This is a genomic window from Phocaeicola intestinalis, from assembly GCF_014837065.1.
Classification (GTDB): Bacteria; Bacteroidota; Bacteroidia; order Bacteroidales; family Bacteroidaceae; genus Phocaeicola; species Phocaeicola intestinalis.
Map to the genome: position 1 here is coordinate 62,908 of NZ_JACSPP010000008.1, position 14,363 is coordinate 77,270.

At 51.1% G+C, this 14,363-nt stretch carries 10 protein-coding genes and 1 pseudogene; 1 reads left to right on the top strand and 10 read right to left on the bottom strand.

The window, feature by feature from the left end; all coding sequences use genetic code 11:
- Positions 1-186: 186 nt before the first annotated feature.
- Positions 187-1,113: a magnesium transporter CorA family protein gene (locus tag H9625_RS04385; protein WP_087406340.1), complete on the top strand. Its 927-nt coding sequence runs from the start codon at positions 187-189 to the stop codon at positions 1,111-1,113.
- 82 nt (positions 1,114-1,195) lie between these two features.
- Here the strand turns inward: H9625_RS04385 and H9625_RS04390 are convergent, their stop codons facing one another.
- The 10 genes and pseudogenes from H9625_RS04390 to H9625_RS04435 form a co-directional block, all read right to left on the bottom strand.
- Entirely contained in the window at positions 1,196-3,133 is a 1,938-nt protein-coding gene (locus H9625_RS04390) for a protein-disulfide reductase DsbD domain-containing protein (RefSeq protein ID WP_225226266.1), read from the bottom strand.
- Between the two features lie 27 nt (positions 3,134-3,160).
- Positions 3,161-3,565 (bottom strand): annotated as a pseudogene (locus H9625_RS04395) (peroxiredoxin family protein); the annotation flags it as partial.
- Positions 3,566-3,706: 141 nt separating this feature from the next.
- Positions 3,707-4,861, bottom strand: a complete 1,155-nt coding sequence (locus tag H9625_RS04400) for a TlpA disulfide reductase family protein (RefSeq protein WP_191763149.1) — start codon at positions 4,859-4,861, stop codon at positions 3,707-3,709.
- Positions 4,862-4,966: 105 nt separating this feature from the next.
- Positions 4,967-6,424: a RagB/SusD family nutrient uptake outer membrane protein gene (locus tag H9625_RS04405; protein ID WP_191763151.1), complete on the bottom strand. Its 1,458-nt coding sequence runs from the start codon at positions 6,422-6,424 to the stop codon at positions 4,967-4,969.
- 39 nt (positions 6,425-6,463) lie between these two features.
- Positions 6,464-9,988: a SusC/RagA family TonB-linked outer membrane protein gene (locus tag H9625_RS04410; RefSeq protein WP_191763153.1), complete on the bottom strand. Its 3,525-nt coding sequence runs from the start codon at positions 9,986-9,988 to the stop codon at positions 6,464-6,466.
- Between the two features lie 43 nt (positions 9,989-10,031).
- Positions 10,032-11,141, bottom strand: coding sequence for a FecR domain-containing protein (locus H9625_RS04415; RefSeq protein WP_022038683.1), 1,110 nt, complete (start codon positions 11,139-11,141; stop codon positions 10,032-10,034).
- Positions 11,142-11,206: 65 nt separating this feature from the next.
- Positions 11,207-11,728 (bottom strand): RNA polymerase sigma factor, encoded by a 522-nt coding sequence (locus H9625_RS04420; protein WP_191763155.1) that lies wholly within the window; start codon positions 11,726-11,728, stop codon positions 11,207-11,209.
- A gap of 369 nt (positions 11,729-12,097) precedes the next feature.
- Positions 12,098-12,700 carry a ribonuclease HII gene (locus tag H9625_RS04425; protein ID WP_087250538.1) on the bottom strand — a complete coding sequence of 201 codons (603 nt, stop codon included), beginning with the start codon at positions 12,698-12,700 and terminating at the stop codon, positions 12,098-12,100.
- A 147-nt stretch (positions 12,701-12,847) separates the two neighbouring features.
- Positions 12,848-13,363 (bottom strand): 50S ribosomal protein L17, encoded by a 516-nt coding sequence (gene rplQ, locus H9625_RS04430; protein ID WP_022038679.1) that lies wholly within the window; start codon positions 13,361-13,363, stop codon positions 12,848-12,850.
- 3 nt (positions 13,364-13,366) lie between these two features.
- Positions 13,367-14,359, bottom strand: a complete 993-nt coding sequence (locus tag H9625_RS04435) for a DNA-directed RNA polymerase subunit alpha (protein WP_087209566.1) — start codon at positions 14,357-14,359, stop codon at positions 13,367-13,369.
- Between the last annotated feature and the right edge of the window lie 4 nt (positions 14,360-14,363).

Sequence of the window (14,363 nt, forward strand, 5' to 3'; positions counted from 1 at the left end):
AAAAGTTCGTTCGAAAGACGAACTTTTTTTATAACCATTAACAAACAAATCATTATGGACGATTCAAACTCGCGAACGTATACCGAAATTATTAACCGCTTCTTTACAGAAGCAAGCGGAGAATGAACGCTCTGATGATTCATGCTTGCTCCTGTATGAAAGCCAAACAAGAAAGGAGTAAAGCACATGAGAAAATACCTTTACTGCGAAGCTGGATTTGTAGAAAAGAAAAACTGGCTTCCCGGATGCTGGGTAAACGTAGAATGCCCTACCGATGATGATTTCAAATTCCTGACAGAAACTCTGAAAGTTCCAACTGCCTTCCTGCATGATATCGCCGACACTGACGAACGGCCACGTACAGATACAGAAGGCAACTGGCAGCTCATTATCGTACGTATTCCGATACAGACACAAAGCAGCAAAGTGCCCTACAGCACCATCCCCATCGGCATCATTACCAACGATGAGATAACCGTGTCCGTATGTTATCATTCCAGCGAATTGATTCCGGACTTTATCCAGCATACCCAACGCAAACAAATCCAGGTTCCCAACAAGTACGAACTAATCCTGCGCATCATCTATTCGTCGGCCGTATGGTTTCTGAAATATCTGAAACAAATCAATAATGAGGTGTCGAGTGCAGAAAAAGAACTGGAGCGAAGCATCCGTAACGAAGATTTGCTGCGCCTGATGAACTTACAGAAAAGCCTGGTGTATTTCAACACCTCCATCCGTGGGAATGAAGTAATGATAAGCAAATTCCAGAATATTTTCGGGACAAAAGACAGGGAAAACAAAGAATTGACCGAAGACGTACTGATTGAATTAAAACAGGCACGCAACATGGTGAACATCTATAGCGACATCCTGACGGGAACAATGGATGCGTTTGCATCAATCATCTCGAACAATGTAAATACCATCATGCGGCGCATGACCACCTTATCCATCGTATTAATGGTGCCTACGCTGATAGCCAGCTTTTATGGGATGAACGTCGATATCAACGTGGAACACATGCCCCATGCCTTCTCCCTCATCGTCTGCTTGTCTGTCATCCTTTCGGCATTGGCATTCATCGTATTCCGGAAAATAAAATGGTTTTAGGACTTATATGGAACACAGAGGCACAGAGACACGGAAAATAATATGCTAATCTGTCTTCGTGCCTCCGTGTTTTCTTCATTTTTTATAATTGAGCTGTCAATGTTTTCTTGGCGGGCGGGAAACAGATTGAATTATCGCAGCATTGATAGCTGACCGTACACTTCACTTCCCCTTTGCCCGTACCGCTTATTTTCTGACGGAAAAGGCAATCACCCGTATAAATGGTTGTTTTCGTGGCACCCAGCTGCGTAAAGGCAGGCGTTATCAAGTCGCCTTCCAGCTTACAGCCTTCGGGTAACGAAAACTCCAGTTCTGTCGGAAGGAACGGGTCTTCTTCCGATACCTGTGCATAGGTATGATATCCGGTATGCACTTTCATCCGGACCACCAGCTCGCGGCTGCCATCTGCCAAGGTCTCCACGTCCATCGACAAAGCCACAGGATTCTTCTCGTCCGTATCTTGCGCCAATGCCGGTTTCTTCGCTTCGTCCTGCCCGGCAGCTTTCAACACGCTGTAATCGTTTCCGGGAACAGAACGGTCTTGCGTGTCGACCAGCCACAACCAGCCGCCGGCTTCGGTAAAGAAGAGTTTGTCCCGATAGGTGTCATACCAGTCACGCCATTCGGCAGGAGCAGCGAAACGGCACAACGTATAGCGGTGCAACACGCGAGTCGCCAGTTCGGGTTCCACTCCTTTTTCGAGCATCGTGATGCAAGAATCCAACAGATGCTTGTCATTGTTGGCAATGCCCAAGGTGCGCACGTCTTCATCGATATCCAGGTCGTAACCCTCGGCAGTGGGATGGAACCAGTCGCGGTTCTTGTCGAAATAGCGCTGATATTCCGTGGCATCGTCCCCGAACACGTGATAAAGGGCAGGGAAACGCTGCTTCATGTACTCGGCATACGTCGGTTCCTTCGGTTGCCGGGAGTCCATGGACAAGTATATCTTCTCCGTGGCATCCAGTTCCTGGCCCTGTTCCTGTTTCGCTAAAGCCACTTTCTTGACACTGTCCACCGACTGATAGAACCGCCGGTGTGCTTCGTTGGATTCCTGCCAAGCCTTGCGCGACGCCGAGAACTTGCTGCGGTCGACAGACTTGCGCGTGGCGATGGTCTCGTCCAGCTTGCGGGCGATGATGTGCTGGCCGGAGAACTTCGATATGTAGACGATGGCATTCGCCAAGGCCGCCTTTCCCGCCTCGGTCAGGTAATCAGGCGAAGCGGAAAATCCCCAATGGAAGAAGTTGCCGTGACGGCCGATGGCCACGGCGTCGATGCTCTTGGCACATGCGCCGCTGGAGATGACTTCCGCTTCCGGCGAGTCGAGGAAACCTTCGGGACGGCTCACCATGCCGATGCGGTAGGAGCGGTCGGTGGTGTACGACTTGGTCTGCACCGTCCACATCTCCGTCTCGGCGGGCAACGTGTAGCCGTCCATCTCGGCATACTCGAAAGCCATCGGGGGCGTGGGCTTCATCTCGGGTTGAATCTTCACCTTGAAAGGTCCCTGGAAAATCGGATGGTCCTTCTTCCAGCCCAAGGCGTCCGCATCCAGGCAGAGGCAGAACCAGTCACACTTGGTGCCGATGCTGCGCCCGATGTCCTCGCTGGCGTTGGCGATGCAGAGGGCGGCACGGTCGAAGTCGTCCGGCAGGTAGGCCACAGGCTCATACTTGGTGATTCTGCCCTGGGCGTCAAACTCGCGCACTTCGGGACGAATCGGGCGGGGCCTGCCGTCGAACACCGTCACATCGTATGCATCGGACATCGACGGGAGATACTCCTTGGCGTCAATCACCTTCACCTTGCGGAAGCGCGACTTCAGGAACTTGGCGAAAGAGGCCATGCGGGCTTGTGCCGACCGGGCCAACGTCGCGCTGTCCACTTCCACGCCGCCGACAACATCCAGCTCGGGGGAACCGCCCACATACAACACACTCACAGGCTGCTTGCCCTGGGCAAGCACGCATTGCATCGCGAACACGCAAAGCAATGCCGACAAAATAATCCGTTTCATATTCATCCTACGTCTTTTCGTTTCATCTCACTTGAACAATTCCTCCAAATAGGTGTAAAACTCGGGGCTCTCGCCTACCACCACCTTCAGGATTTTCCCCTCGGGGCTGATGACGACCTTCGTCGGATAGCCCTCGACGGCATACAGCGCGCTCACGTCCACGTCGCCTTCGTTCAGCACGTTGAGCCACGGCAGCTGGTGTTTCTCCACCGCCGCCTTCCAGCGCTTCTCCGTGTCGCGGCAGGCGATGCCGACAATCTCCATCTTGTCCTTGTACTTGGCGTAGGCCTCCTTCATCTCGGGGAAACCCTTGATGCACCACGCGCACCAGCTGCCCCAGAAGTCGAGCACCACATACTTGCCCCGCAGCGAAGAAAGCGCCAGGGGCTTGCCATGCAAGTCATTCAACGTGAAGTCCGGGGCATCGGCGCCCGTCTGGAGCGTCGCCCCATGTGCCATCCGGACGTCCATCCCGGAGGCAACGTCGCCGGCCGGCCGCGCAAAGGCGCACGCACACACCAGCATCAAGCCGAAAAACAATTCTTTTCTCATCGTGTTTGATAGTTTGTTTGGTTAATTTCCGAAAATTTCCTTCAATTTGGCATCCAACGCCTCATCATCGAACTTGCCGACGATGTTGCCCTCGCGGTCTATCAGGTACTTCGTGGGCAAGTAATGGATGGCATAGAGGTCGCTGATGTCGTTGGTGTGGTCCATGCCGTCGAGGCCCTTGCTGCGGTCCCACTTCAGGCCGCGCAACACGTGGTGGAAATCCTGGATGCCGTCTTTCCCTATCACTTCCTTCCACGTGTCGGGCTTGCTGTCATCGTCGGCCACGCAGAACACCTCCAGCCCCTTCGCGTGGTATTTCTTGTAGAGTTCCTTCACGTGGGGGAAGCTCTTGCGGCAGGGCACGCACCATGTCGCCCAGAAGTCGAGCAGGACGTATTTGCCCCTCAGGTCGGCGATGCCGATGGAGTCGCCCTTCCAGCTCACGACGCGGAAAAGCGGGGCGGGGCGGCCGGGCTGCACGCGCTCCAATGCCGCCAGCTCGTCGCGGACGCTCGCCACGTTGCCGTATTGCTTCACCTCGGGTGACATGTTGTCATACACCGCCTTCAGCTCGTCATACGTCATGTCGCCCATCAGGAACGGCAGGTAGCTGAGGGCGACGAACGAATGCGGGTGCGACCGCACGAAGGCCAGCTGGACGGCTTTCAGGCTGTCGACCCACGTCTCCTGCTGTCCCTGCAGCTCGGCCTTCCGCCCGGCGGACGCATCCGCGGCGGCCGAATCGCGCAACGCCTGGAGGCGGGCATAAAGCGGGGCGAGGACGGCATTCAGGCTGTCGTTCTCCGCCTGCGCCGCCGAGCCAGTCACTTCCGGCTTCATGAAATCGGCCGTGTCGATGGCCACGGACACTTCGCCCGGCTCGATGAACAGGCTGGCATATTTCACGTTGCGGTAGTCCATCGGATTGCCGATGTACAGCGTGGCTTGCGCCACAGGGACTTCCATCGGCCGCGAGAAGCGGAACGCGCCGTCGGCTATGCGTGTGCTGTCGGTCACTTGCACGGTGTCGCGCACGGTATAGGCAAGGTGAATCCACTCGCCTTCGTGGCCGTTGATGGTCCCGTCCAGTCTCAACTCGTTGTCGGGCTGCGAAGCGCAACCCGCCATCAGCGTGCAACCCACCAGGGCTGCCGCCCAAAAATGTTTTGTCGTCATGTCACAATCGTCGTTTTTGATGTTTTTTCTGTTATTTTTGCCGCCGTACCCCTGCGGCACGGTTTCCAAGCCCTCCGGAGTGTCGCCGTACCCCTGCACGGGGGGTTACTTATAGTTCTGCGTGATGTTCGGGTTGTTCGACAGCACGTTCTGGCCGAAGGGGAATATCCACAGCGGCGAGTCGGGCGTCAGCGTGTAGGTGTTGCCCGCCAAGGTCTTGGTGAAGGTCTCTTCCCAGCCGCTCACCTGGTTCCAGCGCTTGCGATGGATGAAGTTGTAGACCGAATAGATGTTCTCGCCGTGCGACACCTGCTTGAGGTGACGGATGGCGTCGGCCTCGGTGGTCACCGTGCCTTCCAGCGGCTGGTAAGTCTCCGGCGCGAGGCGGTTGACGCGGATGGCGTCGAGGGCATGCATCGCCTCGGCGTAGTTGCCCTTGTGGATTTCCGCCTCGGCCACGATGAGGTACATCTGCGTGGTCCTCAGCCCCGCCATGTTCCAGCCCGAGTTCAAGTCCATGGTCATGATGTAACGGTCGTCCAGTCCCAGCATGGAAGTCGCCATGCCTGGCATAGTGCCGGCATACATCTTTTTATCGGTGTCTATCAGTTCCAGCGTGGCATATCCCGGCTCGAAGCGCTCCATCGACTCAGGGGTCAGGGCTTCGAAGTACTCCATGTAATAGGTGAAGAACATGTCTTCCTGGCACTCCAGTTGCGGACGGAGCAACACGTTGTAGGGATTGCCGGTCGCGTCAGCGGAAGTGGTCAGCATCTCGTAGTAGTTGTCCACCGCGCCGTTGAGGGCAAGAGCCTGGCGTGCCGCCTCTTCGGCTTCGTCGAACCGCTGCATGCTCAGCAGCGCCAGTGCCTTGACGGCATAGGCGCAAGGCTTGCTCATGCGCATGCGGTTCACCGCCACGGTGGGCATCCCGTCGAGGTCGATGGCCTCCTGCACGTCGGCGAGGATGTGGTCGTACACCTCCTGCACGGTCATCTTCACCGTGGGCTGCGCCACGTCCTGCGTCTCGAGCACGTAGGGCACGCCCGGGTCTTCGGCCGCCGTGGCGGGATTGTATGCCTTGGCAAACTTGTTCACCACGAGGTAGTGGAAATAGGCGCGCAGGGTCAACGCCTCGCAGCGCAACTGGTTTTTCACCGCCGGGTCGCCCGTGGCGGCGTCGATGTGCGAGAGGATGGGGTTCGCCACCTGGCCGATGACGCCATAATACGAGTCATATTCATCATCGCTGGCGGTCAGTTCCGCCAGCCTGTCCTGTAGCGAGGCGTTCCACTCGAGGATGATGGAAGTGCGCGTCGGCGTGGGCTGGCTCAGCAGATTCGGGACGTTGTTCAACGTCGTGATGACATCGCCCAGGAATTGCGGTCCGTCGCCCGAACTCATCTCATAGGGACGGTTGAGCAGCATTTCGAGCTGCGTGGTAGTGGAAAGCAGGTTCTTTCCTTTGGGCTGCACGTCGGTAAAATCGGAGCAGGAGCTGACGAGCATCGCCCCTCCCAGCAGGCAGCCATAGAGTATGTGTTTCGTTTTCATCTTTTTCATTGTCTTTTTATGGTTTCACAAGCTGTTTGTCACAAGTTGTCACAGGTTCACGTTCAGTCCGAAGATGAACGAGCTCGGCTGGCGGATGCCCAAGGTCTCGGGGTCGACGCCCACCTTGTTCTTCACCCACAGGTAGTGGGGATTGTCTATCTGGAAGCTGAGGGCAAGGCGGTTGATGCCCAGGTGGCGCATCCACGAAGCCGGGAACTCGTAGCCGAACACGATGTTGCGGATTTTCAAGAAATCGGCATCGCGCACGGAGATGTCGCTATACGAAGGTTCTGAGCCCAAAGCAGTAGAGCTATAACGTCCGATGCCCGGTGTGTTGGTGGGATTTTCCGGCGTCCAGGCATTGGCGAAATAGCTGGCAAGGGCCTGATAAGGCATGCCGAAGGTTTCGGTTTCTGCCAAGGCACGCATCTTGTGTCCGCCGTAGTAAGCCATCAGCACGCTCAGGCTGAAGCCGTTCCATGTAAAGCGGTTTTCCATGCCCATGATGGTCTTCGGCTCGGTCTGCCCGGAATATTCCAGGATGCTGATGCTACGGCTAGTCGCTGTATGCGAGGTGCCTCCGTCTTCCACGTACCACAGCGTCTGTCCTTTCTCGCCCGGCACGTCACTGATGCCCGCAAAGCGGTACGACCACAGGGCACTGGACGGATAACCGGTCATATAAGGCGTTTCGACAAGCTGGTATGCCGAAGTGGCAGGGTTCTGCACGTCGGTCACCACGTTCTTGTTGTAGGACATCGTGAAGTTGGTGGTCCAGCCGAAGGCACGGCGGCGATGGGGCACGAACCAGTTGTAGCTGAGGGCCAATTCCATACCGCGGTTGCGGATGCTCGCCGTGTTGTAGTACATCGAGGTGAATCCGGTGGTCGGGTCGAGCTGGCGCGGCGCGAAGATGTCGGTACCCATCTTGTTATAGAAGTCCAGCGACCCCTGCAGGCGGTTGTTGAAGAACGAGAAGTCGACACCGACGTTCGTGGTGGTGTTGCGTTCCCACTTCAGGTTCGGATTGGCAGGGCTTTCTATCGACCCGTAGGGCAGGTTGGTATATTCGTTCACCTCCGTCGACGTGGCGGTCATGTAGCTGGTGGCGCCCTGGTAGATGTTACCCGTCACACCGTAGCTGACACGCAGCTTCAAGAAGTTAATCCAGTCCACCGGCTTCAGGAACTCTTCCTGATGGAGGTTCCAGCCCGCACCGACCGACCACAACGGACGGCCACGGTATTTGGCGTTCAACCCGTAGACATCGGCATAGTCCTTGCGGAACGACCCGAAGACATTGTAACGGTCATCGTACGTGTAACTCAGGGTAAAATAACCGGAAGCATAACGGTGGAACTGCTCTATCACCGGTCCCATGCCGTCACGGAAATAAGGATTGAACACAAACTGCTGCGAAGGATAACCTCCTGCCAGCGGCATATAATAGCTATTGTACATCATTGTGCTCATCGTGCCGAAGTCCACCGTATGCGTGGAGCTGTTCTGCAACTGGTCATCGTAACCCAGAATGAGGGCTTTCGAACCGTTCGACTTCGTCTGGCGGAACTCCAGACCGGCAATGGCTGCCACGTAATGCTTGCCAAAGGTATTGGCGTAGTTCAACTGTCCGCGGGCTGTCCAATAACGTCCGTAAGTATTGGTGGAACGCAGCATGCCCCCGTTCTCCGGCGTCATGTAGGTGACTTTCCCGTCGGCTCCTACCTGCGTATAGGCATTGCGGATGCTGCGTGCCGCGTGGCTCGCCTCGTTGGCAAACCAATCTTCTTGTGTCCGGTCGGTCTCGTAGATGAACTGCGCATTGGCGGTCAATCCCTTGATAATCTTGAACAGCAAATCGCCGTGATAACGGAGATGCTGGCGGCGGGTGGTCAACGTGTTGTTATAAAATTCGTCCTTGATGTTCACACCCAGGTCGTGAAAACCTTCGGCACCCTTGCTGCTCCAATAAGGGTTTCCATCATACCAATAATAAAACAGATTGGCGGAACCATCGTCGTTGTACATCCGTTCGTAGGCAGGAACCGCCCACGGGTTGGTGTGCTGCGAATTATAATCCTCACCCGGACCGACACTCTTGTCATAGATGCCGTTGATATTGAAAGTGGCCGTCAGCCAGGAAGCCACGTCGTAGCTCCCCTTGTAATTGATGTTGAGCGAACTCTTGTCGGAATGAATCTGCCCGCTGTTGTCGAACTTGTAATTCAGCGTCAAGTTGCTCTGGAACTTGTCGGAACGGCTGCGCAGCGACAGGTTGTATTGTTGCAGAATCTGCTGCTTGTAGATGTTGTCGCCATATTCCTTGGCAAAATTGTTCTTCTTCAAGCCATTCAAATAGTCATTCAATTCCTGATTGGTGATTTCGCCCTGTGCCAGCCGGTAATAAGCATACTGAATGGGAGAGATGGCACTCGATCCACCCTCGATTGTCTGATACGTACTCTCCAACGGGTCGGCAACTTCACCGTCGTTATCGAAGAAATAATAATTCCAGTAGTCCGACTCGATGTCTACCTGCTGTTCGGGAGTGAGGTAGAAGTTGTCGGCATAATCCATGTTTTTCTTTTCCCAAATGGTCAGGTTGGTGGAAAAATCAATGTCAATCTTCCCTTTCTCCTTCGCGCTCTTGGTCGTGATGACAATGATACCATTGGAAGCCCGCGCACCGTAAATGGCCGTTGCGGCAGCATCCTTCAGGACATTGACACTTTCGATGTCGTAAGGGTTCAAGTCTTCTATCCTTCCCTCGATAGGCACGCCGTCCACTACCAGCAACGGATTGGTCTCGGCATACAACGAACTGGTACCACGAATGGTTATCTTGCCATCCTGCGTGCTCAAACCAGCCACACGACCTTCCAGGTTGTTCAAGATATTCGGCGTATAGCGAGTCTGCAAATCTTCGGCGCGGACAATGGCGACCGAACCTGTCATTTTCTCCTTGGCAATGTCCTGATAACCGGTCACGACCACTTCATTCAACATCGTGTCGTCATCTTTCAGGGTAAAGACCGTATTCGAACCCGGTTCCACATCCGCCTCGATGGTCTTCTTGCCCAAGAAAGAAATCACCACCGTCGCCTTACTGCCGCTCACGCCCGGAATGGCAAAACGTCCGTCCATATCGGTAATCATACCCTTACGGGTTCCTTTCAGCAAAACCGAGGCACCGATGACCGGCTCTCCTCCTTCGTCAAGCACCTGTCCCGACACGGCAGCCCTTGCCTGCGCACCTTGGGAGGTCTTCGGTTTGGAAACGATAGTATAGATACCGTTTTTCTCTGTATAAGTCAAGGAAGTATTAGCCAACAATGCGTCCAATATTTCGGTAATATCCTTTTCCCGGAACACCTGCGCCCGACAGCGGATATGTGCAGCTACATCGGTGTTATACACCAGCTGGATATCACTGTTCCGCATAATTTGTTGGAAAGCCTGGTCCAGCGTTCCCCGTTCGATGCGGACAGAAAGCGCCTGTGCCAGCAGCGAAGCCGGAAAAGCCAAAGCACCTCCCAGCATCAAAGCACAAAAACAATTAACGATTCGTTTCATAAGCATTCTCTACTTTTTTATCACTATATATATTATCAACTGATTATTCGGAAATGATGATGCGTTTGCCTTGCAACTTAAACTTCAGTCCCGAAGTCTTTTCATAACTGTCTAACAAAATACGGATATCATCGTAACGATACAAACGCCCCGAAAGCCGGACATGACGCACAGCATCGGAAGTGAATACAGGGGTAAAGTCATACCAACGCGACAAGGTTGTCATAATTTCCTCCAATGTCTCACCGTGGAATACAAACTGATGGTTGACCCACGCCACATACTGGGAAACATCGACCGGATGCACCGCTACTTCTCCCGAAGCTGCATCATATTCCAAACGCTCGGAAGGATGCAACCGGACTTCTTCTCCTTCTGACGGCTGAAAACCGACATTGCCTTCGACCAACACTGCCGACAAAGGCTCGCCTGCATAACTGGAAACATTGAAACGAGTACCATACACACGAATAGCTCCCTCGTCTAAAGACACGACAAACGGATGCCGGCGGTCCTTCGTCACATCAAAAAATGCCTCACCTTTTAAATAGACTTTCCGTTCCTCACCCTTGGTAAAAGTGACCGGGAAGCGTAGTTCCGACTCGGAGTTAATCCATACCTGTGTGCTGTCGGGCAAACGGAATACATACTCCTGACCGGCTTCGACCGTCAACGTATTATAAGGAACAGTATCAGACTTGATATCCAACGAAACCGATGTTACCAATTCATCCACCACCTGACGGTCGACATCTGCAATATCAAACTGCCTTCCGTCTGCCAAAGTCAACACCGCTCCGCCTTTACCAGGAAAAATCTGTTGCTGCTCATGCTCGCCCCAAAAATAAAAAGAAAGCGAAAAAAGCAACACAAACATAGCAGCCACACTTCCCCACCGAAGTAAGCGGATGCGCCGTTGCCTGCCGAATACCTGACGCGAAAAGCGGTCTGCCATTTTTTCTCCATAATCTTCGTGTTGCAAACGGAGAATAAGCCTCGCCAATTGTTTACTACGAATCTGCTCGTACAGGTTCCGGTTTTCTTCCGAAGCCCGCAACCATTCATCCAAACGGCGATTGTCTTCCTCGCTCAAAGGGACTTCTAAAATCCGTTGAGCAATCAAATGGGATATATCTTTATTATTTTGACACATATTTTCGTCTCTTTATTACAATAGACGGTCAATATGCGCCAAAAGTATGACAAAGCATTACGATTTTAACACATGGAAGAATATAAAAGTAATAAGAGAGGAAGAAAGTCCTCTTTCGAAAGCGAAGATGCAAGCTGCTTGATGGCACGATATTTCAAGGTCTTCACTGTATTGATGGAAATATGCAGGGCATCGGCGATTTCGGGCATTGTCTTCCCGTCCATACTCATCAAGATAATGCGCCGGCTCTGAGGAGACAGTTTATGGATTGCCGCAGCAATCAAGTGTGAACTTTCAGCTTCGATGATATGCTGTACAAAAGATTCATTGGAAGACACATCCATATAATCATCCAGACTCCGTTCGTTCTCACCCGCAGTGAAATACGTCCATTTATCAATGATGGTATTCCGAAGTATCGAATAAAAATAATTTTGCACGGAGCTGACTTTGCCGATTGTCTTCCGGTGAGTCCAAAGTTTTACATAAGCTTCTTGCAAGAAATCGTCAACAAGATCCGGATTATTGACATAGCGACTGGCAAAAGCATAAAACAAAGCAGAATTGTCTCGTATAAAACGCTTCATACAAGACTCATCCCACGTAGATATATCCAAAGGCAAGCCATCGTTCATTTTTCTATCCCAATATTAACAACCACCATAAAAATGGTAACAAAATAAACGTTTTTCAGCCAATTAAGCAACATTTATGGATAATTATTTTAAAAAGAAGGGACAAATTGTAAAAAAATCAAAATGAATACCCCCATCCAATTATGCTTTTGCAATGATAGCTATGCTTCAACAGTTATAGAAGCAATGATAAAAGGCAAAGTATCCTATAATACTTGACCATAGAAGCAACGATACTTAGACGCCGGAGTTTACTACTATATGTTCCTTATTTTCTGTTCGGACAAATCCAAAAGATAGCCATTAAAATCAACAGTAAATTCAAAAATCAAATGACAACTGACCATCACCCAAAAGATTGAAAGTCATCCGATGATAAGGAGTCGTACCATACAGCCGGATAGCCTCCCGATGTTTCTTTGTCGGGTATCCCTTGTTGCCCTTCCAGTCATACATCGGATATTCCTTATCCAAACAGTTCATATAATCATCACGATAGGTTTTAGCCAAGATGGAAGCAGCGGCAATAGACAAGTATTTTCCGTCACCCTTTATCACGGTTGTATGAGGAATACCCCGATAAGGATTAAAACGATTTCCATCAATCAACAAATGTTGTGGACGTATCGACAATTGGTCTACCGCCCGGTGCATCGCCAGAAAAGATGCATTCAAAATATTGATTTTATCGATTTCTTCCGGCGAAACTACACCAACCGCCCATGCCAAAGCATCTCGTTCGATAACCTCACGAAGCCGGTATCTCTGACGCTCAGTCAGCTTTTTCGAATCGTTCAACAACTCATTTCTGTAATCGGCAGGCAAAATAACAGCGGCTGCATATACCGCCCCTGCAAGGCATCCACGCCCCGCTTCATCACATCCGGCCTCTATCAAATCTTTATGTAAATAAGGTAATAACATCGTGTACATTCTCCTTTCACTTCATAAATGTTGCTTCTGCAAACAGACACAGGTACCAGTTCAGAGCAACAGAGGCATTTACGCCAAAAAACAAAAAAACCGGAATCTGAAAAGATTCCGGCCTCTTTTTATATTGCATTTACAGAATTATTCAGCTTTAGGGGCTTCCTCTGTAGTAGCTTCAGCAACAGGTGCTTCGGCTGTAGTAGCTTCAGCAGCAGGTGCTTCAGCGGCAGCAGCAGATGCAGACTTCTTAGAACGACGGGTGCGAGTTGCTTTTTTAGCAGCAGTCTTAGCCATGTTCTCATTATAGTCAACCAGTTCGATAAAGCACATTTCAGCGTTATCTCCCAAACGGTGACCGGTTTTGATAATACGGGTATAACCTCCCGGACGATCTGCAACCTTTACAGAGATTTCCTTGAAGAGTTCAGTAACGGCATATTTGTCTTGCAAATAGCTGAATACTACACGACGTGAATTAGTTGTATCGTCTTTTGAACGAGTAATCAACGGTTCTACGTACTTCTTCAAAGCTTTAGCCTTCGCAACAGTCGTAGTGATTCTTTTGTGCTTAATCAGAGAACATGCCATATTAGACAACATCGCGTGTCTGTGAGAAGCAGTACGACCTAAATGGTTAAATTTCTTATTGTGTCTCATTTTTTATTCTTTATCTAATTTATACTTAGAAATATCTGTTCCAAACGACAGATTCAGACTCTCGAGCAAATCATCAAGCTCCGTGAGCGATTTCTTACCGAAGTTGCGGAACTTCAACAAATCGGTCTTGTTGAACTGTACCAAATCGCCCAGTGTTTCCACATCGGCAGCCTTCAAGCAGTTCAATGCACGGACTGACAAGTCCATATCGACCAACTTGGTCTTCAGCAACTGGCGCATGTGCAAAACTTCTTCATCAAATTCTTCATTGCCGTCAGCATCTGCCGTTTCGAGTGTAATCTTCTCGTCAGAGAACAACATGAAGTGATAAATCAGAATCTTTGCAGCTTCTTTCAGCGCTTCTTTCGGGTGAATGGAACCATCCGTCGTAATCTCCAATACCAGCTTTTCATAGTCGGTCTTCTGTTCTACACGGTAGTTTTCCACCGCATATTTGACATTACGAATCGGAGTGTAAATAGAATCGATAGGAATTACATTCACATCGGTACAGAATTCCCGGTTTTCATCAGCCGGAACATAACCACGACCTTTGTTGATTGTAAGATCTATCTGCATAGTTGCTTTTGAATCTAAATGGCAAATAACTAATTCAGGATTTAACACTTCAAATCCGGTCAAATACTTACCAATATCACCTGCCTTAAATTCAGTAGAATTCTCAACGGTAATGCTAACCTTTTCATTTTCGAATTCCTCAACTATTTGCTTGAATCGAACTTGCTTCAGATTCAAGATAATGTTAGTCACATCTTCCTTCACACCGGGAACGGTTGCAAATTCATGCTCAACACCTTCTATGTGAATTGTGTTAATGGCATAACCTTCCAGAGAAGAGAGAAGAATACGGCGTAAAGCATTACCAACGGTAATACCGAAACCGGGTTCAAGCGGACGGAATTCAAACTTCCCATATTTAGAATCCGCTTCCAACATTAAGACTTTATCAGGTTTTTGAAATGCTAATATCGCCATGAAA